General features: G+C 69.2%; 27 protein-coding genes. 14 read left to right on the top strand and 13 right to left on the bottom strand.

The genetic code is table 11. The features are described 5' to 3' along the window. The first annotated feature begins 56 nt into the window (after nucleotides 1–56). From AC3XYG_RS25640 to AC3XYG_RS25625, 4 genes are read left to right on the top strand one after another with little or no spacing between them, the layout of a single operon-like run. Nucleotides 57–683: a FliH/SctL family protein gene (locus AC3XYG_RS25640; RefSeq protein WP_489142705.1), complete on the top strand. Its 627-nt coding sequence runs from the start codon at nucleotides 57–59 to the stop codon at nucleotides 681–683. Then, on the top strand, nucleotides 667–966 hold the full coding sequence (fliN, locus tag AC3XYG_RS25635) for a flagellar motor switch protein FliN (RefSeq protein ID WP_489142704.1): 300 nt from the start codon (nucleotides 667–669) through the stop codon (nucleotides 964–966). The genes AC3XYG_RS25640 and fliN overlap by 17 nt, the downstream gene beginning before the upstream one ends. 25 nt (nucleotides 967–991) lie before the next feature. Further along, a complete protein-coding gene (gene fliP, locus AC3XYG_RS25630; RefSeq protein ID WP_489142703.1) occupies nucleotides 992–1,783 on the top strand; it encodes a flagellar type III secretion system pore protein FliP in 792 nt (263 codons plus the stop codon). Between the two features lie 8 nt (nucleotides 1,784–1,791). Then, complete coding sequence (locus AC3XYG_RS25625; protein ID WP_489142702.1) at nucleotides 1,792–2,820, top strand: flagellar motor switch protein FliG; 1,029 nt, start codon at nucleotides 1,792–1,794, stop codon at nucleotides 2,818–2,820. A 15-nt stretch (nucleotides 2,821–2,835) separates the two neighbouring features. On the opposite strand, the gene AC3XYG_RS25620 is transcribed toward AC3XYG_RS25625, so the two are convergent. From AC3XYG_RS25620 to AC3XYG_RS25590, 7 genes are all read right to left on the bottom strand, one after another. Beyond that, nucleotides 2,836–3,624 carry a DUF1217 domain-containing protein gene (locus tag AC3XYG_RS25620; RefSeq protein WP_489142701.1) on the bottom strand — a complete coding sequence of 263 codons (789 nt, stop codon included), beginning with the start codon at nucleotides 3,622–3,624 and terminating at the stop codon, nucleotides 2,836–2,838. Between the two features lie 12 nt (nucleotides 3,625–3,636). After that, a complete protein-coding gene (locus AC3XYG_RS25615; protein WP_489142700.1) occupies nucleotides 3,637–4,038 on the bottom strand; it encodes a flagellar biosynthesis repressor FlbT in 402 nt (133 codons plus the stop codon). 10 nt (nucleotides 4,039–4,048) lie between these two features. Further along, the gene (gene flaF, locus AC3XYG_RS25610) at nucleotides 4,049–4,393 is read right to left on the bottom strand and encodes a flagellar biosynthesis regulator FlaF (RefSeq protein ID WP_489142699.1); all 345 of its coding nucleotides are present in this window, start codon (nucleotides 4,391–4,393) and stop codon (nucleotides 4,049–4,051) included. Nucleotides 4,394–4,472: 79 nt separating this feature from the next. Beyond that, nucleotides 4,473–5,309: a flagellin N-terminal helical domain-containing protein gene (locus AC3XYG_RS25605; RefSeq protein WP_489142698.1), complete on the bottom strand. Its 837-nt coding sequence runs from the start codon at nucleotides 5,307–5,309 to the stop codon at nucleotides 4,473–4,475. 129 nt (nucleotides 5,310–5,438) lie between these two features. Beyond that, nucleotides 5,439–5,951: a hypothetical protein gene (locus AC3XYG_RS25600; RefSeq protein WP_489142697.1), complete on the bottom strand. Its 513-nt coding sequence runs from the start codon at nucleotides 5,949–5,951 to the stop codon at nucleotides 5,439–5,441. Continuing rightward, the gene (locus AC3XYG_RS25595) at nucleotides 5,944–6,303 is read right to left on the bottom strand and encodes a rod-binding protein (protein WP_489142696.1); all 360 of its coding nucleotides are present in this window, start codon (nucleotides 6,301–6,303) and stop codon (nucleotides 5,944–5,946) included. Before AC3XYG_RS25595 ends, AC3XYG_RS25600 begins: the two co-directional genes overlap by 8 nt. Then, nucleotides 6,303–7,421 (bottom strand): flagellar basal body P-ring protein FlgI, encoded by a 1,119-nt coding sequence (locus AC3XYG_RS25590; protein ID WP_489142695.1) that lies wholly within the window; start codon nucleotides 7,419–7,421, stop codon nucleotides 6,303–6,305. Before AC3XYG_RS25590 ends, AC3XYG_RS25595 begins: the two co-directional genes overlap by 1 nt. 197 nt (nucleotides 7,422–7,618) lie before the next feature. On the opposite strand from AC3XYG_RS25590, the gene AC3XYG_RS25585 reads away from it, so the two are divergent. Then, nucleotides 7,619–8,323, top strand: a complete 705-nt coding sequence (locus AC3XYG_RS25585) for a response regulator transcription factor (protein WP_489142694.1) — start codon at nucleotides 7,619–7,621, stop codon at nucleotides 8,321–8,323. 163 nt (nucleotides 8,324–8,486) lie between these two features. Here the strand turns inward: AC3XYG_RS25585 and sugE are convergent, their stop codons facing one another. Together sugE and AC3XYG_RS25575 are read right to left on the bottom strand one after the other, a co-directional pair. Continuing rightward, nucleotides 8,487–8,807, bottom strand: a complete 321-nt coding sequence (sugE, locus tag AC3XYG_RS25580) for a quaternary ammonium compound efflux SMR transporter SugE (protein WP_489142693.1) — start codon at nucleotides 8,805–8,807, stop codon at nucleotides 8,487–8,489. 28 nt (nucleotides 8,808–8,835) lie between these two features. Further along, entirely contained in the window at nucleotides 8,836–9,396 is a 561-nt protein-coding gene (locus AC3XYG_RS25575) for a TetR/AcrR family transcriptional regulator (RefSeq protein WP_489142692.1), read from the bottom strand. Between the two features lie 76 nt (nucleotides 9,397–9,472). Between AC3XYG_RS25575 and AC3XYG_RS25570 the strand changes: the two genes are divergently transcribed. The 5 genes from AC3XYG_RS25570 to AC3XYG_RS25550 all read left to right on the top strand — a co-directional run bounded on the left by AC3XYG_RS25570 (nucleotide 9,473) and on the right by AC3XYG_RS25550 (nucleotide 14,808). Next, nucleotides 9,473–10,111: a hypothetical protein gene (locus AC3XYG_RS25570; RefSeq protein WP_489142691.1), complete on the top strand. Its 639-nt coding sequence runs from the start codon at nucleotides 9,473–9,475 to the stop codon at nucleotides 10,109–10,111. Between the two features lie 86 nt (nucleotides 10,112–10,197). Beyond that, nucleotides 10,198–11,187, top strand: a complete 990-nt coding sequence (locus tag AC3XYG_RS25565; RefSeq protein ID WP_489142690.1) for a substrate-binding domain-containing protein — start codon at nucleotides 10,198–10,200, stop codon at nucleotides 11,185–11,187. A gap of 79 nt (nucleotides 11,188–11,266) precedes the next feature. Beyond that, nucleotides 11,267–12,757: a sugar ABC transporter ATP-binding protein gene (locus tag AC3XYG_RS25560; protein WP_489142689.1), complete on the top strand. Its 1,491-nt coding sequence runs from the start codon at nucleotides 11,267–11,269 to the stop codon at nucleotides 12,755–12,757. Further along, nucleotides 12,750–13,802 carry an ABC transporter permease gene (locus AC3XYG_RS25555; RefSeq protein ID WP_489142688.1) on the top strand — a complete coding sequence of 351 codons (1,053 nt, stop codon included), beginning with the start codon at nucleotides 12,750–12,752 and terminating at the stop codon, nucleotides 13,800–13,802. The genes AC3XYG_RS25560 and AC3XYG_RS25555 overlap by 8 nt, the downstream gene beginning before the upstream one ends. Before the next feature lie 22 nt (nucleotides 13,803–13,824). Beyond that, entirely contained in the window at nucleotides 13,825–14,808 is a 984-nt protein-coding gene (locus tag AC3XYG_RS25550; protein WP_489142687.1) for an ABC transporter permease, read from the top strand. A gap of 15 nt (nucleotides 14,809–14,823) precedes the next feature. Here AC3XYG_RS25550 and AC3XYG_RS25545 read toward each other — a convergent pair whose 3' ends face one another. After that, nucleotides 14,824–15,291 carry a MarR family winged helix-turn-helix transcriptional regulator gene (locus AC3XYG_RS25545; RefSeq protein ID WP_489142686.1) on the bottom strand — a complete coding sequence of 156 codons (468 nt, stop codon included), beginning with the start codon at nucleotides 15,289–15,291 and terminating at the stop codon, nucleotides 14,824–14,826. A gap of 200 nt (nucleotides 15,292–15,491) precedes the next feature. Between AC3XYG_RS25545 and AC3XYG_RS25540 the strand changes: the two genes are divergently transcribed. From AC3XYG_RS25540 to AC3XYG_RS25530, 3 genes are read left to right on the top strand one after another with little or no spacing between them, the layout of a single operon-like run. Continuing rightward, entirely contained in the window at nucleotides 15,492–15,821 is a 330-nt protein-coding gene (locus tag AC3XYG_RS25540; protein ID WP_489142685.1) for a GNAT family N-acetyltransferase, read from the top strand. A gap of 33 nt (nucleotides 15,822–15,854) precedes the next feature. Beyond that, nucleotides 15,855–16,586, top strand: coding sequence for an NAD-dependent epimerase/dehydratase family protein (locus tag AC3XYG_RS25535; protein ID WP_489142684.1), 732 nt, complete (start codon nucleotides 15,855–15,857; stop codon nucleotides 16,584–16,586). Between the two features lie 15 nt (nucleotides 16,587–16,601). Next, nucleotides 16,602–17,132 carry a cupin domain-containing protein gene (locus AC3XYG_RS25530; protein ID WP_489142683.1) on the top strand — a complete coding sequence of 177 codons (531 nt, stop codon included), beginning with the start codon at nucleotides 16,602–16,604 and terminating at the stop codon, nucleotides 17,130–17,132. 15 nt (nucleotides 17,133–17,147) lie between these two features. On the opposite strand, the gene AC3XYG_RS25525 is transcribed toward AC3XYG_RS25530, so the two are convergent. The 3 genes from AC3XYG_RS25525 to AC3XYG_RS25515 form a co-directional block, all read right to left on the bottom strand. Then, a complete protein-coding gene (locus AC3XYG_RS25525; RefSeq protein ID WP_489142682.1) occupies nucleotides 17,148–17,765 on the bottom strand; it encodes a hypothetical protein in 618 nt (205 codons plus the stop codon). Beyond that, on the bottom strand, nucleotides 17,758–18,795 hold the full coding sequence (locus AC3XYG_RS25520; RefSeq protein ID WP_489142681.1) for a putative hexosyltransferase: 1,038 nt from the start codon (nucleotides 18,793–18,795) through the stop codon (nucleotides 17,758–17,760). The genes AC3XYG_RS25525 and AC3XYG_RS25520 overlap by 8 nt, the downstream gene beginning before the upstream one ends. A gap of 322 nt (nucleotides 18,796–19,117) precedes the next feature. After that, nucleotides 19,118–19,939: a hypothetical protein gene (locus AC3XYG_RS25515; protein ID WP_489142680.1), complete on the bottom strand. Its 822-nt coding sequence runs from the start codon at nucleotides 19,937–19,939 to the stop codon at nucleotides 19,118–19,120. A 172-nt stretch (nucleotides 19,940–20,111) separates the two neighbouring features. Between AC3XYG_RS25515 and AC3XYG_RS25510 the strand changes: the two genes are divergently transcribed. Beyond that, nucleotides 20,112–21,103 (top strand): transglycosylase domain-containing protein (locus AC3XYG_RS25510; RefSeq protein ID WP_489142679.1); only part of this gene is annotated, 992 nt, incomplete at its 3' end.

Raw genomic sequence — 21,103 nt, 5'->3', positions numbered from 1 at the left:
TATCCGGAGGAGGCCGCCGCCATCCTGCGCAGCCTGATCCGCGAGGACGCCCCGGCATGAGCCAGCGGCGCCTGACCTGGGATCACAGCTTCGAACCGGCCCCGGACGCGACTGTACCGCCAGCCGTGGTCGAGGACCGGGCCCGGCGCCAGGCCTGGGACGAGGGCTACGCCGCCGGCCGCTACGCCGGCCAGGCCGAGGGCCGCGCTGCCGCTGTGGCGGCAGACGAGACCCGTTGCGCCGCCGCGCTGGAGGGCATCCTGGCCGCGGTCGCGCAGCAGGATGGCACGCTACACGCCGACCTGTCCGACGTCGCCGCCGCCGGCGCCCGGACCATCGTCTTCGCCCTGCAGGCCCTGCTATCGGACCTGGCCCCGCGCTTCGCCGCCGCCCAGGCCGAGCGGCTGGTCGAGGCGGCGATCCTGGCCGCGGCCGGGCGGCCGGCCCTGGCCGTGACCGCGGCCCCTGATATCGCGCCTCTCCTCACCGACCGTTTCGCCGGGCACGGAGCGCCGCAGGACCTCGCCCTCACCGTCACGGCCGACGCGGCACTGCTGCCTGGTGCCGTCAGGGCGCGCTGGAACGGCGGCAGCGCGCACTGGGATGCCACCGGCACCGCCGCCCGGATCGCGGCGGTGCTCGACCAATTGCTGAAGGATCTGGACCATGACGCAGCCGAATGACGCCGCGCCGGCGCCGGCCGACGCCGCTGCCGCCCAGGGCGAGCATGCGATCTACGGCGTGCCACTGACCGTGCAGGTGGTGCTGGGCCGGGCCACGCTGCGGCTCGACCAGCTGATGAAACTGGCCCGCGGCGGGGTGGTCGAGCTCGACCGCCGGGTCAACGACCCCGTCGAGATCATGGTCAATGGCCGGGTCATCGCCCGCGGTGAGATCATGGTGTTCGACGAGACCGGCCAGCTCGCCGTCACCCTGTCCGAGATCGTCCACCATCCCTCGGCGTGATGGTCCCGGCTTGATCTCCTCTGCCATGCCTTCTCCCAAGCCGTGGAGCCGGACCAGGCTGGGCCTGTTCCTCCTCCCGCTGCTCCTGCTGCCCGGTGTCGCGGCGGCGCAGAGCATCAGCATCGACCTCGGGCCGCAGGGCGCCAGCCTGTCCGGCCGGGTGATCCAGCTGGTGGCGCTGATCGCGGTGCTGTCGGTCGCGCCCGGCCTGCTGATCATGACCACCTGCTTCACCCGGCTGATCGTCGTGTTCTCGCTGGTGCGCTCCGCGCTGGGTCTGCAGCAGACGCCGCCGAACATGGTGCTGGTCAGCCTGGCGATGTTCCTGACCTATTTCATCATGCAGCCGGTGTTCGAGCAGTCCTGGGAAGACGGGCTGCGGCCGCTGATCGACCAGGAGATTTCCGAGGAAGAGGCGTTCGACCGCATCGTCGACCCGTTCCGCGGCTTCATGGAGGCCAATGTCCGCGACAAGGATCTGGCCTTCTTCCGCGACCTCGAAGGCAAATCCGCGGCCCGGTCGGCGACCCCGGCGCCGGCCCAAGCCACGCCGGCCGCCGTCGAACGGCCCAGCCTGCGCACCCTGATCCCCGCCTTCATGCTGAGCGAGCTGCGGCGGGCGTTCGAGATCGGCTTCCTGCTGTTCATCCCCTTCCTGGTGATCGACATCGTGGTGTCGGCCATCCTGATGTCGATGGGCATGATGATGCTGCCGCCGGTCATGATCAGCCTGCCGCTAAAGCTGGTGTTCTTCGTGCTGGTCGATGGCTGGCACCTGATCACCAGCTCGCTGGTCCGTTCCTATCTCGGCTCGTGAGGATGCCCATGACCGCCGCCGCCAAGACCAGCCCGACCGCCCTGACCGGCGCCCACCGCGCCGCGATCCTGATCCTGGCGCTGGGCGATGAGCGCGGCGGCAAGATGCTGGCGGCGCTGGACGAGGAAGACCTGCCGGTCGTCACCCGCGCCATGGCCGAGATGGGCCGGGTGCCGCCGGACACGGTGACCTGGACGGTGCAGGATTTCCTCGGCCGTCTCGCCCGCGGCGATTCCATGGCCGGCGGCCTGTCCGCCGCCGCCCGCATGCTGAACCGCTTCCTGCCGGAGGAGCGGGTGGCCCAGATCCTGGATGAGATCCGCGGCCCCGCCGGCCGCACCACCTGGGACAAGCTGTCCAACGTCAACGAACGGGCGCTGGTCGACTATCTCGCGGTGGAGCAGCCGCAGACCATCGCCGTGATCCTGTCCAAGCTGCGCCCGGACTATGCCGCCAAGGTGGTCTCGGCCCTGGCCCCTGCCCTGCGCCTGGCCGCGATCGAACGGATGATCGCGCTGAAGACGGTGCCGCGCGAGGTGCTGGCCCAGATCGAGGAGACGCTGCAGGGCGAGTTCATGTCCGGCTTCGGCGCCGGCAGCGCCCGCCGCACCGACCCGTCGCGCATCCTGGCCGAGATCTTCAACCGCACCGCGTCCGACCTGCTGGGAGAGATGATGGCCGCGCTGGAGCCGCGCTTCGGCACGGAGATGGAGCGGGTGCGGTCGCTGATGTTCACCTTCGAGGATCTCGTGCGGCTGGACGCCCGCGCGCTGGAGGCGGTGATCCGCGCCGCCGACAGCCGCCTGCTGCCGGTGGCGCTGAAGGGCGCGTCGGAGGGGCTGCGCGATGCCTTCCTGGCGGCGCTGAGCGACCGCGGCGCTGCCATCCTGCGCGACGAGATCGCGACCCTGGCCCACATCCGCCTGCGCGACGCCCAATCCGCCCAGGCCGAGATCCTGGAGGTCGCCAAGCAGCTGAACGAGGACGGCGTCATCACCATCCCGGAGGATGGCGAGGACGACCGGATGATTGCGTGACCGGAAGCGGCTGCCTCAGTGCGGCCGGAACTGCGTCGCGGCCATGATCGTCGCCGGGTCGAAGGTGATGATCGAGGAATCGGAAGACTGCAGCAGTTGCAGGTTCGGCGGCAGCGTGGCGCCCTGGCCCTGGTCCATGTCATAGAAGATGGTGAAGCGCTGCAGCAGCGACTGGAGCTTCTTCGGGTCCTGCAGATCCGCGATCGGCATGCGCTTCTCCAGCATCTCCTTCTGCTTGTCGATGTCGATCGACGCGGTCGCGTCCGGGATGCGGAAGGCGGTGCGGATCACCTGCGACAGCGCCTTGTCGCCCAGCACCTGGTACCAGTTGGTGATGGTGGGCGCCTTGCGCTGGAAGTACAGCGCCAGCCGGACGCCGACATTCTTCTCGCCCTGCTCGGTCTCGATGCCGCTGGTGACGAAGCGATTGACCATGGCGTCGATCTCTTTCGGATCGGTCAGCCCGGGCTTGGCCGCGTCGGTCTTCGCCAGATGCATCGCATTCGCCAGATCGGCATAGGTCTTGTTGGTCATCCGGCTGGCGACCGATTGCGGGTCCTTGGTGCCGCCCTCGACCACCTGCTTGATCAGGGCGCGGTACGGGATCTGGTCGCCGAGGCCGAAGGCCTTCATCACGAAGCTGTAGAGCCGATAGTCCTTCATCAGATCGTCGGCGGTCTTCACCGTGGCGATCGTCTTGCGGAAATAGTCGATGTCGCGCTGGTTCATCGCCTGCGCGCTGAACAGCTTGACCTGCCGGTCGTAGGTCCGCTGGACCAGCTGGTAGTCGGTCAGGGTGGACATGGAGCGATCTCCTCAGGCGGGGATGCGGCCGAGCACCTCATCCTCATAGGCGAAGACGTCGCGCAGCGCTGCCAGCGCCTTGTACCGGTCGCCGCCGGCCAGGGCATTCGCCGCATCCAGCACCCTGCCCTGCACGGTCGGCGACGTCGCGAACACCGCATGCAGCCGGGCCAGCGCGGCCGCCGCCTCGGTCTGCAGCAGCGTGGCGTCGCCTTCGCCGAGCAGCAGCAGCTGGATGCGGAAATAGGCGGCGCGACCCGGCGTCGTCGCCTGCTCCGGCTGCAGGATGTCCTTCTCGCGCAGGATCTGCGCGAAATTGCCGACGGTCAGCACCGTCTGCCGGTCCTCGTTGCGCAGGACGCAGCCATTGATGACGACGCGCTCGTTCGGGCGCAGCTTGAGCTTGAGCGGCATGGCGCCCCTTTCAGCCGCGCAGCCCGGCGAGGATCTTGCGGTTGACGTCGACCAGCGCCGCGGCCGTGCCCTGGCCCTCCAGCACCTGGGCGGTGTGCCGGTCGACCCAGAAGGAGAGCGAGATCAGCCCGGCCCGCAGCTCCGGCGGCAGCGCGTTCTGCTCGTCGATCAGGTCGCCGCGGAAGGCGCCCCACAGCCGCTGGTTGTCGTAGAGCGCATCCCGGAACGCCGGCGAGGCCGGGCCGTCGGCGGCATGGCGCTCGAGGGCGATGGTGACCTGTGCCACGACCCGCCGTTCGATCTGGCGCGGCGCTTCGGTTTCCTTGATGGTCTGGGTATAGGCCGCGATGCTCATCGGATCTCCTGTCCCGGATCACGAAAAGGGAGGCGCCGGATCGGTGGCGCCTCCGCAGTCTCGATCGGACCCGAAAGCCTCAGCCGCGGAACAGGGTGAGGATGCTCTGCGGCGCCTTGTTGGCGATCGACAGCGACTGCATCGCCAGCTGTTCCTGCACCTGCAGCGCCTGTAGCCGGGCCGATTCCTGGTTCATGTCGGCATCGACGATGGCACCGACGCCGGCATTGATGTTGTCGACCAGCTTGCCGACGAAGTCCTGCGTCCCGGTGATGGTGTTCTGGGCGCTGCCCAGGGCCGTCGCCGCGTTGGTCACGGTCGCCAGCTGCGTGTTGGCGGTCTGCAGCAGCGTGCCGAGCGCCGCCGGATCCGCCGCGGTCGACACGTCGATCGCCGACAGGGCGGTGTAGACCGCCGACAGATCCTGCTGGTTGTAGGTGAAGGTGGTGGTGGCGTAGGTCGCGCCTTCCCGGCTGATGCCGGTCACCACGGTCACGGCCGCGTTGGACTTCAGCAGGTTCTGGCCGTTGAAGCTGGTGTTGTCGAGAACGTTCTTGATGTTCGCGACTTCGGCCTTGATCGCGTCCTGGAACTTGGTCTTGTCGACCGCTTGGTCGGCGGTGGCGGCGGCGATGCTTTCGGCGATCTTCTGCGCCGACTTCTGGATCGTTTCCGCGCCGACCCGCGCCGTCCCGACCGAGGTGCCAACCACCGCGAGGTTGTCACGCACCGCGTTCAGCACGCCGGCATCGCCCTTCATCGTCGAAGACAGCGAGAAATAGGCGGCGTTGTCGCGCGCGTCCTGCACCTTGAGTCCGCTGGAAATCCGGCTCTGGGTGGTGGTCAGGTTGGCCTGGACCGAGCTCAGGCTCTGCAGCGCGGTGATCGCCTGCAGGTTGGTGTTGATGGAAGCCATGTCGCTTCTGCTCCGTTTGCTTCGCGGTCGTCGCGCCTTCTGGCACGGCGGGGGCGAGGATTCGCCCCTCGCATCCCAAGCATGCCCGTCCGAATCCTAAGAAGTTCCCAAGGATCGGACAGCCGGTCCTCAATAGGCTTCGTCCAACCCCGCCACCGTCCGGTCATGGCCGGCGACGGCCTGGCCGGCGCGGCCATACATGCCCTCGGCCCGGACCTCGGTCAGACTCTTCTTCACCAGGGCGGCGACGTAGGACACGGCCTCATGCGCCGCCGCCAGGGCCTCGGCATTGCGCTGCCCCGCCCGCTCCAGCGCGGCGATCGCCGCCGCGGCCCGATCGGCATGCGGCGAGGCCTTGGCGATGGCGAGGCCGGCCACCGCGGCCCGCCGCGCCGCCTCGGTCACCACCGCCTCGCCCTCATGCTTGCGGCGGATGAAATCGGGCAGCCTGTCGCTCTGCCCGGCAATCAGGGCCTCGGCCTCTTCGTCCAGCAGCGCGGCCAGCGTCTCGATCGCCGAAAGCCAGGCGTCGAGCTCCGGCGGCAGCGGCGCGGGTGCTTCGGCCTCGGCCTCGGGACGCCGCCGCCGGGGCCGGTCGAAGCGGCCCAGGCGATCGGCCAGGCGGCGCGGCGGCTCAGCCACGGGACGGCTCCGCCGGCTTCGGGGCCGGGCCGATATCCGGCGCTTCGCCCTGCATCCGCCGGATGTCGGCCTCGACCTGGCGGGCGATGCCGAAGCTGCCGGTCTCGGCCGCGCTGCGGGCATATTCCGACAGCAGGAAGTTGCGCCACATCTCCTCGGCGAAACCGCCGCCGGTCAGGGAGGGTGGCTTCACGCCCTGGAACAGCGTCTCGAAACTCTGGGTCAGCATCATCGCCTCGAAATCGACGGCGACCTTGTGCGCCTTGTCGCCTTCGGTCCGCACCGGGCGGCGGGCGTCCACGGCCACGGTGTCGGCATTGCCGATGGCGGACAGGGCGGAGAGGGCATCCATCAGATCACCTCCAGATCGGCATGCAGCGCGCCGGCGGCCTTGATCGCCTGCAGGATCGAGATCATGTCGCGCGGCTTGACCCCGAGCGCGTTCAGCCCGGCCACCAGTTCGCGCAGCGTCACCGGCCCGTCGATCACGGCGAGGCCGCCATCGCCCTCCTGCGCCTGGATGTCGGTGCGCGGCACCACCACCGTCTGGCCCTGGCGGGCGAAGGGCGCCGGCTGCGACACCTGCGGCGCCTCCGTCACCTGGATGGTCAGCCCGCCCTGGGAGACGGCGACGCGGCTGATCCGGACATTCTCGCCAATCACCACGGTGCCGGAGCGTTCGTCGACCACCACCCGGGCCGGGGTGTCGGGCTGGATCGGCAGCAGCTCGATATCCGCCATCATCGCGGCGACGTCGCCGCGGCGGTTGCCGGGCAAGGTGACCTGCACCGTGGCGGGGTCGATCATCCTGGCGGCGCCGCCACCGATCTTGCGGTTGATCGCCGATTCGATCCGCCGCGCTGTGGTGAAGTCCGGCGTGCGCAGCGCCAGCTTGACTGTATCCATGCTGGCGAAGTCGAAGCTGACCTCGCGCTCGACAATGGCGCCGCTGGCAATACGCGCGGCGGTCGGCACCCCCTGGGTGACCGAGGCGGCCTGGCCGGAGGCACTGAAGCCGCCAACCACCACCGGCCCCTGGGCGACGGCATAGACCTGGCCGTCGGCGCCCAGCATCGGGGTCACGATCAGGGTGCCGCCGGACAGGCTGGTGGCATCGCCGAGCGAGGAGACGTTGACGTCGATGGTGCCGCCCTGGCGGGCGAAAGCCGGCAGCGAGCCGGACACCATCACCGCCGCCACGTTGCGGGTGCGCAGGTCGAGGTCGCGCACGCTGGTGCCGAGCCGTTCCAGCATGCTCTGCAGGCTCTGCTGCGTGAACGGGGTGTTGCGCAGCCGGTCGCCGGTGCCGTTCAGGCCGACGACGAGGCCATAGCCGACCAGCTGGTTGGCCCTGACACCCTCGACATCGACCAGATCCTTCAGCCGCTGTGCCGAGGCCGTCGCCGGCACCAGGCACATCAAGCCGATCAGCGCCGCCGCGGCGGCGCGAAGCGCTGGCCCGACCCGCATTGCACCCCTCCTGCCCCACTGCCTCCCTGTGTGCCCCAGCGCAACAGCAGTCGCAAGCATTCAATTCAATAAAACTTTATCTATCTCCGAATACTTGATTCGAATTCTATGATTCCTTGACAAGCATTGTGCCGGCCTCATAGCCTCACCGCGTCCTGCGATATCCCGCACCAGCAACAGGGCGTCTGGAGCTTTGCATGCAGGTGATCCTGTACGATCCTGACGACGCGGCCCGGTCCAGCCTCGCCTCTTCCTTCTTCAGCAACGGGCTGGAATGCTATCCGGCGTCGCGCGAGGAGGTCGAAGGCCTGGTCCCGGTCGGCCGCAGTGACGGGCGCCCCGGCGGAACCCCCGCGATCATCCTCGGCGTCTGCCCGGAGGCGCGGGGCATCGTGGCGACGCTGCGGTCCGGCCGCTGCGACAGCCCGATCATCGCGCTGCAGGACGGCCGGTCGACCGAGCGCACGCTCGATTTGCTGATGGCCGGCTGTGACGACGTGGTGCAGCGCCCGGTCAGCCCACGCGAGTTGGCGGCCCGCATCGCCGCGATCCAGCGCCGCTCCTTCGGCCATGCCGCCGCCTCGGTCACCGTCGGCGGCATGACCATCTATTTCGACGGGCGCGAGCCGGAAATCGGCGGCCGGCCGATCCGCCTCAGCGGGCGCGAGAACGCCATCTTCCGACACCTCGCGCTGCAATCCGGCAAGGTGGTCAGCAAGACGTCGCTGTATGACGCGGTCTACGGCGCCTCGAACCGCATGCCGTTCGACAAGGTGATCGAGGTGCACATCTGCAAGCTGCGCAAGAAGCTGGTCACCGCCAGCGGCGGCCACGACTTCATCGAAACGGTCTACGGCCGCGGCTACAAGCTGGTGGCGCCGAAGAGCATGGCCGCGGCCTGAGGGCCGCGCCTTCCCGACCCAAGAACAACGCGAAACGCGGTGGTGTGAGTCGGCTGGCGGTGGTTTCGAGAACCGGCGCGCAGCGGACGTTTGGGTCCGTGAGCACCGGAAGCGCAGAAACCACCGCCAGACGGCCGCGCCAGTAGCATTATCAAACAGACTCTTAGTGCGGGGTGACCAGCTTGAGGCCGACGATGCCGGCGACGATCAGGCCGATGCAGGCCAGGCGGGCGACGTCGCCCGATTCGCCGAACAGGTAGATGCCGAGCAGCGCCGTGCCGACCGCGCCGACGCCGGTCCAGACCGCATAGGCGGTGCCCAGCGGCAGGGTCTTCAACGCCACGCCCAGCAGCAGCAGGCTGATGATCATCGCCGCCGCCGTGCCCAGGCTCGGCCACAGCCGGCTGAAGCCTTCGGTGTATTTCAGGCCGATGGCCCAGCCGACTTCGAACAGCCCGGCGATGATCAGGATCACCCAAGCCATGGTGCGTCACTCCTCAAGTCTGGAAAGATCAGGCGCTGCCTTTGTCCGGCCGGGTCAGGTCCCGCAGCCGCTGCAGCACCGCCGCGCGGTCGGCGCCGTCCACCGGGCGCACGCCAAAGGCCTCGTTCATCCACAGCCCGTCCGCGGCCAAGCGGATGATGGCGGACAGTACCGGGTCGATGCCGTCGGCCTTCTGCTGTTCGACCCAGCCGGCATATTGCGCGGCGTAAGGCGCCAGCAAAGCGGGGTCGTTGCCCAGGGCGGCAATCAGCGCCGCCCCCCGCACCGCGTCGCGGTCGTCTTCGGTCCCGGCGGGCGGGAAGGCGGCGTCGATATAGGCGCGGGTCCAGGTGCCCGGCCGGCCGTCATTGGCGCAGAGGCGGTCCATCCGCTCCTGCATGCAGGTGCCGATCCGGGCAATCATGGCGCGGATCAGCGCCTCCTTGCTGTCGAAATGGTAGATCAGCCCGCCCTTGCTCAGGCCCGCCGCCTCGGCCACCGCGTCGAGCGTCAGGGCAGACACGCCGCGCTCCAGCACGATCGACTCTGCGGCGCTCAGGATGCGGATCTTGGTGTCGGGCTTGTTCATGGCGGCCACTATACCGACTGGTCGGTATAGTGGCAATCCATTGGCCCCGCATGACGGTCATGCCCATGATCGCTGCATGGTCCACTGCAACCGCGTCACGGCCTTCGGCGCCATCGTCGCCGACCCCTCCCGCGGCACCGTGCTGGGCAATCGCGGCGTGCTGCACGATGGCGATGGCCGCATCCGCCGGCCGTGGTCGACCACGCGCTGGATCTGCTGCCGGCTGGCGTTCAAGGGCCGGTGGCGGCCGGTGATGACGCCGAATCGCTGGACCGAGCTGTTCTTCCTCGACGAGGCGGTAGCCCTGGCGGCCGGGCATCGGCCTTGCGCCGAATGCCGGCGCGAGGCCTACAACGCCTACCGCACCGCCTGGGCCCGCGCCGCCGGCCTGGCCAAGCGGCCCGGGGCCGATGCGATGGACCGGGTGCTGCATGCGGCCCGGGTCGATCCCGCAACCCGCGGCCAGCGCACCGTGCCCCATCCGGTGGCGGACCTGCCCGACGGCGCGATGATCGGCCTGGCCGACGATCCCGGCGGTGCCTGGCTGGTGCTGGGCGGCACGCTGCGGCGCTGGGCCCTGTCCGGCTATGGCGACGCCCGGCCGCGCCCGGCGGGCGGCGAGGTTCGGCTGCTGACGCCGCTGCCCAGCGTCGCCGTCCTGGCCGCCGGCTACCGGCCGGCCCTGCACCCGTCGGCGGGCACGCAGCCCCCTTGACTTCAAATGTTCTTCGCCTCGAACATTTGTCCGATCAAAACCGGCGACTCTGCCGGACCAGAACAGACCCATAGGGAGGCTCGACCATGACCCGGACGCTTTTGAAATATGCGCTGCCCCTGGCCGCCATGCTGCTGGCCGGCAGCGCCTTTGCCGCCGACAAGCCGGAGGTGGTGACGGTGGTGAAGATCGCCGGCATCCCCTGGTTCAACGCGGTGGAACAGGGCATCCAGAAGGGCGGCGAGGAGTTCGGGCTGAACGCCTCGATGGTCGGCCCGAACACTGTCGACCCGGCGCAGCAGGTCAAGCTGGTCGAGGACCTGATCGCCCGCAAGGTCGACGCTATCGGGCTGATTCCGCTGGACATCAACGTGATGGAGCCGGTGCTGCAGCGCGCCGCCGCCGCCGGCATCCCGATCATCACGCATGAGGCGCCGGAGCAGAAGACCAAGACCTGGAACATCGAGCTCATCAATTCGAAGGAGTTCGGCGAGGTCCAGATGGAGAGGCTGGCCCAGTCGATGGGCGGCGAGGGCGAGTACATCGTCATGGTCGGCACGCTGACCACGCCGCTGCACAACCAGTGGGCCGATGCGGCGATCGCCTACCAGAAGGCGAAGTACCCGAAAATGAAGCTGGCCACCGACCGCTTCCCCGGCGCCGATGAGGTCGACAGCTCCTACAAGGTGGCGATGGACGCCATCACCGCCTATCCGAACCTGAAGGGCATCATGGGCCTCGGCTCGAACGGCCCGATCGGCGCCGGCAATGCGGTGCGTGAGCGCGGCATGCAGGGCAAGGTCTCGATCGTGGGCACCTGCCTGCCCAGCCCGGGCAGGGCGCTGATCATGGACGACATCGTCCAGGAATGTTTCCTGTGGAACCCGATCGATGCCGGCTACGCCATGATGGCGGTGGCCAAGCTGGTGCTCGACAAGAAGCCGATCACCGACGGCATGGAAATCCCGGGCGTCGGCAAGGTTGCGGTGGACGCGCCATCGCACAACATCCGCGCCAACCTGATCCTGCACATCAACAAGGATTCGGTGGACAAGCTGGTCGACGCCGGCCTCTGACCGCCGCACCGGCTCCGTCTCAATCACTCTCCCCCTCCCCGTGCGGGAGGGGGAGATTTCAAGGCAGGGCCCCATCCGCATGACGGATCTGTTCCTCGACCTCCAGGGCATCGGCAAGCGCTTCGGCGGCGTGCATGCCCTGCGTGAGGTCGATTTTGACCTTGCCGCCGGCGAGGTGCATTGCCTGGTCGGCGAAAACGGCTGCGGCAAGAGCACCCTGATCAAGATCATCGCCGGGGTTCTGGCGCCGGAACCGGGCGGCCGCATCGCCATCGGCGGCGAGGCGGCGACGCATCTGAACCCGGTCGAATCGGTCCGCCGCGGCATCCAGGTGATCTACCAGGACCTGTCGCTGTTCCCGAACCTGACCGTGGCCGAGAATATCGGCATCGGCCACCATGTCGGCCGCTCCTTCGGCCCGGCGCGCTGGGCCGCGATCCGCGAATCGGCCCGCGGGGCGATGGCGCGGATCGGCGTCCGGCTCGACCCCGATGCCCTGGTCGGCACCCTCAACATCGCCAGCCGTCAGCTGGTCGCGATCTGCCGGGCCCTGGCCGCCGACGCCAAGCTGGTGATCATGGACGAGCCGACGGCGTCCCTGACCCGAACCGAGGTCGACGCCCTGCTGCGGCTGGTGCTCGACCTCAAGGCGCATGGCATCTCCACCCTGTTCGTCAGCCATCGCCTGGATGAGGTGATGGAGGTCGCCGACCGGGTCACCGTGATACGCGACGGCCGCAAGGTCGGCACCTGGCCGGCGGCGGAGATCGATGCCGGGCGCATGGCGTTCCTGATGACCGGCAAGGAATTCCACTACGACGTGCTGGACCACAGTGCGACCCGGGCCGAACCGGTGCTCGAGGTGGCCGGGCTCAGCAAGGCGGGGGAATTCGCCGATATCGGCTTCACCGTGCATCGCGGCGAGATCCTGGGCATCACCGGGTTGCTCGGCTCCGGCCGGACCGAGATGGCGCTGTCGCTGTTCGGCATGAACCCGGCCGATGCCGGCGAGATCAAGGTCGACGGCCAGACAGTACGAACGGGCTCGCCGAAACAGGCCATCCGCCAGGGCATCGCCTATGTCTCGGAAGACCGGCTGACCCTCGGCCTGGTGCTGCCGCAGTCGATCGCGCGCAACGCCACCGTCACCATCCTCGACCGGCTGACCTCCGGCTTCGGCCTGATCCGGCGGCGGGCGGCGAACGACCAGGTGCAGGGCGCGATCCGGTCGCTCAACATCAAGGTGTCGGACCCGGAGAATGCGGTGCGCACCCTGTCGGGCGGCAACCAGCAGCGCGTGGTGCTGGCGAAATGGATCGCGACCAAGCCCAAGGTGCTGATCCTCGACAGCCCGACCGTCGGCGTCGACATCGCCAACAAGGACGGGATCTACGAGGTGGTGAAGCGCCTGGCGGCCGAGGGCATGGCCGTCATCATGATCTCCGACGAGATTCCGGAGGTGCTGTACCACTGCCACCGCATCCTGGTGATGCGGCAGGGGCGGATCGCCGGGGAATACCGGCCGCACCAGACCTCGGAGGCCGAGTTGAGGCAGAGCGTGAATGGATAGCACCGTGACCCTGCCGGCGACCCGGTCCCCGCTGTTCGGCCGCCTGGTTCGGCGGACGGAATTCTACCTCGTGGTGGTGATCCTGGCGGCGGTCGTCGGGCTCGGCATCGCCACGCCGAACTTCCTGACCCTGTCGAACTTTTCCAACCTGGCCAATTCCTACGCCGTGACCGGCGTGCTGGCGGCAGGGCTGCTGGTGGTGCTGATCTCCGGCAACATCGACATCTCCTTCGCCGCCACCACCATGGTGGCGCAGTACCTCGCCACGCTGTTCGCCCTCAATATCGTCGGCAAGCCCGGCATCGGCATCCCGGTGCTGGACTGGGCGATCATCTTCGCCGTGGCGATGGCCGTCGGCCTCGGGCTTGGCCTGGTCAATGCCGTGATCGTCTCGAAGTTCAGGGCGTCGTCGATCATCGTCACCATCGCGACGATGAACCTGTTCTTCGGCCTCTTGATGTTCTTCTCGCGCGGTAAGCAGATCTTCAACCTGCCGCCATACTTCTTCAAAGGCATCCTGTTCCAGCTGCCGTTGCCGGATGGCGGGTCGTTCCGCTTCACCATCCAGATGCTGGCCCTGGTGCTGTCGCTGCTGGCCACCTGGGCGCTGCTGAACCAGACCGCGATCGGCCGGCAGATCTATGCCCTGGGCGGCAATCCGGAGGCGGCGAAGCGGCTCGGCTTCGGCGTGTTCCGGCTGCATCTCTTCGTGTTCGGCTATCTCGGCATGATGGCCGGCGTCGCCGCCATCATCCACGCCCAGCTGCAGCAGCAGGTGGCGCCGAACGTGCTGGTGGGGCGCGAACTCGACGTGCTCGCCGCCGTGGTGCTGGGCGGCGCCAGCCTGTTGGGCGGGGTCGGCACGGTGCTGGGCACGGTGCTTGGTATCGCGCTGCTCGCCATCCTGCAGAACGGGCTGATCATGATCGGCGTCTCATCCTACTGGACCCAGGTCTGCACCGGCCTGGTGATCCTGGTCAGCGTCTGCATCACCGCGCTGAGCGACCGCATGAAGACCAGGAGGAAGAGCCGTGGCCCCCTCTAGTCCAATGGCGTCTGAGCCGAGTTTGCCCTCCACCCGTCGACGCCTGCGCATCGACCCGGTCCTTACAGGGCTGTCGATCCTGCTGGTCGCAGTGGTCCTGGTGTTTTCGCTGATGGTCGGCGACCGCTTCCTGTCCGCCGCCAACCTGCAGTCGATCGGCTTCCAGCTGCCGGAGCTCGGCGTGCTGGCGCTGGCGATGATGATCACCCTGGTCTGCGGCGGGCTGAACCTCTCGGTCATCTCCACCGCCAACTGCGCCGCCCTGGTGATGGGCTGGATCATGACCCAGTATGGCGGCGTCGATGCCGGGCTGGGTGGCATCCTGCTCGCCATCCTGGCCGGGCTGGTGGTGGCGTCGATCTGCGGCGTGGTCAACGGCGTGATCATCGCCTATTTCGGCGTCTCGCCGATCCTGGCCACGCTCGGCACCATGATCCTGTTCAAGGGCCTGGCCATCGGCTTCACCCGCGGCAACGTCATCGGCGGCTTCCCGGACGGGATTCTCTTCCTCGGCAACGGCATGGTCGGGCCGGTGCCGATGCCGCTGTTCGTCTTCGCCCTGTGCGCCCTGCCGGTGGCGCTGCTGCTGAACCGCACGCCGTTCGGCGTGAACCTGTACCTGATCGGGTCGAATGAGCAGGCGACGCGGTTCTCCGGCGTCGACACCAAACGGATGCTCCTGTGGACCTACACCCTGTCCGGCCTGCTGTGCGGCGTCGCCGGGCTGGTGCTGATGGCGCGGTTCAACTCGGCCAATGCCAGCTACGGTGAAAGCTACCTGCTGGTCACCATCCTGGCGGCGGTGCTGGGCGGCACCGACCCGTTCGGCGGCTTCGGCAAGGTCGGCGGCCTCGTGCTGGCGCTGATCATCCTCCAGGCCATCTCCAGCGGCTTCAACCTGCTCGGCTTCAGCACCCATCTGACGCTGGCCATCTGGGGCGGCATCCTGCTGCTGGTGATGGCGGTGGGCTATCTCCGCGCCCGGCTGACGCACCAGTCGACGTGACGGCGGCGCAGCCGCCTAGGCGCCCTCACCCTCCGCCGCGACGGCCACCAGCCAGCGGCGGATGAGCTTCTCTTCCTCCGCACTCAGGCCGGCGGCCAGTTGGGCCTCCAGGCGCAGCACCCGCTCGCGGCACTGCGCCAGCAGCGCCTTGCCGCCTTCGGTGACCTCCAGGGTCTGGATCCGGCCATGCACCGGATGCGGCTGCCGCACCACCGACCCGGCCTTCTCCAGATTGGCGACGATGACGCTGACGGTCTGCGGCGTCAGCAGCGCCAGCCGGGCCAGATCGGCGCCGGACAGGCCGGGATAGGCCACCAGCATGGTCAGCACCGCGAATTGCGGCGGCGTCACCGCCAGGTCGGCCAGCGCGCGTTCCATCCGCAGGCGATAGGCGCCGCCGGCCTGGCGCAGCAGATAGCCGAAATACCCTTCCTCGCCACGCTTGCCCTCGCCCAGGCGGGGCACGGCCGGTCCCTTGACCATGATATCAGAGCTCTTATATATTGTTCGTGCTCTGATACTAACCTGCGGCTTTGGAAAGGGCCATCGCGATGTCGGCCAGCCAGGACCCAATCGATCTCTCCCCAGCGGATATCCGCCCCGTCGAGGACGAAGCCGGTGCCTCTGCTTGCTGGCCGCTGATGCGGCAGCTGCGGCCGCATCTGGAGTCGGAGACGGCGTTCGTGTCGCGCTGGCACCGCCAGGTCGCGTCCGGCTATCGCCTGCTGGCGCTCTATCGCGACGGCCGGCCGGTGGCGCTGGCCGGCTTCCGGGTGCAGGAGAACCTCGTCTACGGCCAATTCCTCTATGTCGACGACCTCGTCACCGACGAGGCCGAGCGCAGCGCCGGCAACGGTGCCCGGCTGATGGCCCGGCTGGTGGAGGAGGGGCGGGCGCTGGGCTGCGCCCGGCTGGTGCTCGACACCCCGCTGACCAACGTGCTGGGCCACCGCTTCTATTACCGCAACGGGCTGCTCGCCACGGCGCTGCGCTTCGGCCAGCCGCTGTCCTGACGCCCGGTCCCCATCGAACCAGGAATCATCGCCATGTCTTCCAGGATCTTCCTCGCCGGCGCGTCCGGCGCCATCGGCCGCCGCCTCGTGCCCCTGCTGCGCGCGGCCGGGCACGAGGTGTTCGGCACCACCCGTGATGCGGCGAAGGCCGAGACGCTGCGCCAGCTCGGGGCCGAACCGATGGTGGTCGACGTGTTCGACGCCGCGGCGCTGTCCCGTGCCGTCATCGCCGCCCGGCCGCAGGTGGTGATCCACCAGCTGACCGACCTGCCGCCCGGCCTCGACCCGGCGCGCATGGCCGACAGCATCCCGCGCAACGCCCGCATCCGCAGCGAAGGCACCCGCAACCTGGTCGCCGCGGCGCGCGAGGCGGGAGCCACCCGCCTGATCGCGCAGAGCATCGCCTGGATCTACGCGCCCGGCACGCCGCCCTATGCCGAAGACCACCCGCTCGACCGCCCGGCCGACGCCGCGCGCCGGGTCAGCGTCGACGGCGTCGTGGCGCTGGAGACCCAGGTGCTGCACACGCCGCCGCTGCGGGGCATCGTGCTGCGCTACGGCCCGCTCTACGGTCCCGGTGCCGGGACGGCGGCGGCGAAGGGCCCGGGTGGCGTGCATGTCGACGCCGCGGCGCAGGCGGCGCTGCTGGCGGTGGATCACGGCGCGGCGGGGATCTTCAACATCGCCGAACCCGGCGGCACCGTCGCGATCGACAAGGCGGTGCGCGAGCTGGACTGGGATGCCGGCTTCCGGCTGCCGGCCTGATCGGGAGACCGCATCATGACAGCCTTCCGGCCCGATCCGCTGCCCCGGCACATGCTCATCCTCCTGATGGGCGGCGCCGGCGTTGTGGCCCTCGCCGCCGTGGCGGCGACGCAGCTGGGGGGGCCCCTGCAAAGACCGGCCGCTCCGGCCGCTGCGATGGAGATGATGTCTGGGATGGCCATGTCCTCCGGCGCCGACGCCCAGGGGCGGCCGGGGACGGTGGTCAGGCCGGTGGCCTGCGAGGCGCTGCCGAACGTGCCGGGCAAGTCGATCACCACCGCCACGGTCGACTTCCCGCCCGGGGGCTACACACCGGCGCACCGCCATCCCGGCTCGGTCACCGCCTTCGTCATCAAGGGCACGGTCCGGTCCCAGCTGGCCGGCGGGCCACCGGGTACTTTCGGCCCGGGCACGACCTGGTTCGAGCCGCCGGGGAAGCTGCATCTGTTCGCCGAGAATGCCAGCGCGACCGAGCCGGCGCAGATCCTGGCGACCTTCGTCGCCGACGACAATTGCGGGCCGCTGAGCATTCCCGAACCGCAGTGACCCGCGGCTTGATGCCTATGGCGGCGCGGCCTCGGCCGTCTCCAACGGGTCCAGCCGCAGCGCGGTCAGCCCGAGCGCCAGCCGCGGCCAGGGCCGTCCGGGGCGGCCATCCGCCGAATCGCGGTGCTGGCCCGGCACCAGGCGGACCAGCAGGTCCGGGCCGTTCGCCAGCCGCTCCGGAATCACGATCCGGCTCTCGTTGCCGGTCTTGGTCAGGATCAACGTGCCGATGGTTTCGCCGCCGACCAGCAGGTCGACCGGCTGCGGCCCGTCCGACCGGGCCTGGCTGAGACCGGTTGCCGTCAGGACCAGCCCGGAGGATGGCCGGCCGGGGAGGTGGAAGCGCAGCTCGGCCGTTTCGGCCTTGGCCTTGACCAACCCCTCATCCGTCTCCTTCCAACCGGCGGACAGCAGCGGGCAGCGGGCGTCGATGTTACCGTCGGACAGGTCGATGGTCGTGCCGATCGGAAACGGCGGAATCGCCGCCTCGGCGATGTAGCAATCGGTCTTCCGCTCGATGAAGAAGGCGGCATAGGCCGGCGACACGCTGGGCCGGAAGGCCAGAACCAGCACCGCCAGCTCGACCGCCGCCACGACGGCGCACAGGCCGTAGCGCAGGAGATTGCTAGACAAGGAACTGGGCATCGTTCAGCCACTCCCACACCAGCCAAAGGTTGAAGGCCAGGGCGATGGCGACCAGCGGCAGCAACAGCCGGCGCCGGCCGATCGCGTTCAGCCCGTCGGTCAGCACGAAGGCGAAGACCGGGCAGCCGACGAGGTAGCGCGGGATCGAGGTCAGGCCGGTGGTCAGCGGGATGCCCAGGCAGCAGGCGGCGAACACGGCCTCGTCGAAACGGCGCCGGGCTGCCAGCCAGCCGATCATGGCCAGGCCCAGCACCGCCCAGATCGCATTCCAGGTCAGGCTGCGGCGGCCCAGGCCGATGATGTTGTCGAGGTCGGGCGTCACCAGGGCCTTGGCGATCCGGCCGAACGGTTCGGCGAAGGTATGGCCCCAGCCGGCCTGGACATGGCTGAAGGCGAAACCGTCCCCGACCTGCCCGTGCAGGAATCCCATGTAGAGAAACAGGCCGAGCGGGCTGACCAGCAGGGCCAGCAGGATCCGGCTGTCGCCCAGGCAGGCCGGGATGACCCGGCGGCCGAAGCGTCGGACCAGATCGGCGAAGAAGGCCAGCACCAGGAACACGCCGACGGCGCGGGTGGCGGACAGCAGCGCCGCCACGATCGCCGCCCGGACCGGACGGTCCTGCCGCCAGGACAGCATCGACAGGCAGGCGAGGGCGAAGAACAGCGCCTCGGTGTAGTCGATGGTGAAGTAGAAGGCGTAGGGGCCGGCGGCGCAGAACACCACGAACCAGCCGACCGGCGCCCCCGGCCGGGTGCGTTGCAGATAGCGCGCGCCGCACCAGGTGCCGACCAGGATGGCGAGGTTCGAGACCAGCAGGGCCGCGGCCATCGCGCCCAGCCCCGTGGTCCAGGACACGGCCCGGATCGCCAGGGGGTAGAGGGGGAAGAACGCCCAGTTCGCCTTGCCGCTGCCCTGGATCGGCGCCAGCGCATAGCCGTGCTCGGCGATGCCGAGATACCAGTTGCAGTCCCAGTGGCAGGCCAGATCGGCGACGCCGAAGCCGCCGTGGATCATCACCAGTGCGATGGCCGCGCGCGACAGGGCGAAGGCGAGGATGATGCCGAGCGCCAGGCGGCCGACGGCCCGTTCGGCCGAAGGTGCCCCGATGTCCAGGGCCGGGGCGGAGATCGTGCTCAGGGAGAGGCTCCGGACGCATCGGTGCCCCGCCCAGCGCAGACTCGCGGCGCCAGCGGAGGCATGTCTCGCGATGGCGTCGTCGTCCCGGCCGGGACGGCAGGCGGGACGTCCTCATAGACCGGCAATGTTCGGAAACAAACTTACATCTGCGACAGATTGCCTGCGGCAATGAGGCCTGCCGGTCCGCGGCCGATGGCGTCGATCACGGTGTCGGAATCTGGTCGACCCCCGGTGGCATGATGCCTGAGGGCAGGACCGACGCCCGGATCACGGCGATGCGAGCCTCATGATCCTCAAGGTCGCGCAGCGCCTTCCGCAGCAGGTCGCCGAGATGGGGCTTGAGGTGCTTGATCGCCGGGGCCGCATCGGCCCGCTGGACGGCCAGGAAGATCGCGATCGCGAAGACCAGGTCGCGCTCCGGCAGATAGCCCTGCCGCGCGGACCGCCAGCCCTGCATCATGCCGTCGTTGAACTGGCCGAAGCTGAAGGCGCTGTTGGCGAGGAACACCCCGAAGCCGAGATAGACCGCGGTGAGGTCGGTCAACGGCTCGATTTCGTCATCGTCCGCCGGGGGCGGGTGCAGCGTGCCGGCGGCCAGCAGATGGTGGGCGAGTTCATGGGCATAGGTCGCGATCAGGGCCTGCGGGTCGGCGAGCAGGCGGGGGGCGTAGCTGATCTCCGCCAGGTTCCCGTCGCCCGGCCCATAGGTTCCGATCGCGTGCTTGCCGTGCACGACCCCGCCGAAAGCCGGCGCCCCTGCCTGCTGCGGCGCGCCATCGTCGGGCATGAGGCGGAGGTTGGATTGGGCAAAGCCGCAATAGGTTTTGACCTGGTCGAACAGCCGTTCCGCCAGGGCATGCCCGGTCTCGCCGTCGGTCAGGAAGAAGCCGGGACCCGGCAGGATCAGCTGCGTCTGTGAAAAGTCCCGATGATTGTGGAAGCTTTCGACCAGCCAGGCGAAATTGCCGAGATGCCATTCCGCGATCTCGGCGTCGAGAATCGGCTTGCGCCGGAACAGCCTCATCGAACCCTCCGCGGCATCGCCGGTCCCGGTTGGAATCCTGGCACTGCCGGCCGCCGAGATTCAAGGTCGCGCAGGCGCTGGGGCCACCGATCCGGCCATCTTCACGTGCGGCGAGCCATCAAACCGCCACGCACTGCGCTAGAATGGCGGCGGGGGAATGCGGATGGGCGGCATGCGGGGACTCTGGCGGCGGATCGCGATCGGAACGGCGGCGGGGCTGGTCCTGGCCGGGCTGGTCGTGGGCGCCGCTTTCTGGCTCGACGCCCGCTATCCCCCCGTGCTCGACCGCTATCTCGACCGCTCCGCCGTCGTGCTCGACAAGGACGGCAACCTGCTGCGCGCCTTCACCGCGCAGGACGGCACCTGGCGGCTGAAGGCGACGGTCGACGATGTCTCGCCGCTCTACCTCACTTTGCTGCAGGCTTATGAGGACCGGCACTTCCGGTCCCATTTCGGCGTCGACCCGCTGGCGACGGCGCGGGCCTTCGGCCAGATGATCCGCCATCGCGGCGTCGTCTCCGGCGCCTCGACCCTGACCATGCAGACCGTGCGGCTGCTGGAGCCGCGGCCGCGCACCTTCGGCTCAAAGCTGATCGAGATGGCGCGGGCGCTGCAGCTCGAGGCGCATTATTCCAAGGACGAGATCCTCGGCATCTACCTGACCCTGGCCCCGTTCGGCGGCAATCTCGAAGGCGTGCGCGCCGCCTCGCTGGCCTATTTCGGCAAGGAGCCGAAGCTGCTGACCCCGGGTGAGGCGGCGCTGCTGGTGGCGTTGCCGCAATCGCCGACCCGGCTGCGGCCCGACCGCTTCCCCAAGGCGGCCCGCCTGGCGCGCGACCGGGTGCTGCTGCGGGTCGCCGGTGCCGGCGCGCTCGACCCCCAGGCGGCGCAGGAGGCGACGGAGCAGCCGACGCCGACGCTGCGCCAGTCGCTGCCGTTCCGGGCGCCGCACCTGGCCGAACGGCTGCTGGCGGAGGATCGCGGCCGCGAGATCTACCGCAGCACCATCGACGGCCGGCTGCAGGCCGGGCTGGAGGATCTGGCCGACCGGTCGCTGCACGGGCTGGACGCGACCAGCAATCTGGCGGCGGTGGTGGTCGAGAACGCGACCGGCCGCGTCACCGGCTATCTCGGCTCCGGCACCTTCTTCGAGGAGCGGCGCGA

The sequence above is a fragment of the Inquilinus sp. genome, from assembly GCF_057815775.1.
The sequence above is the reverse complement of the archived record's forward strand: the minus strand, read 5'-3'. Positions and strand labels throughout refer to the sequence as shown.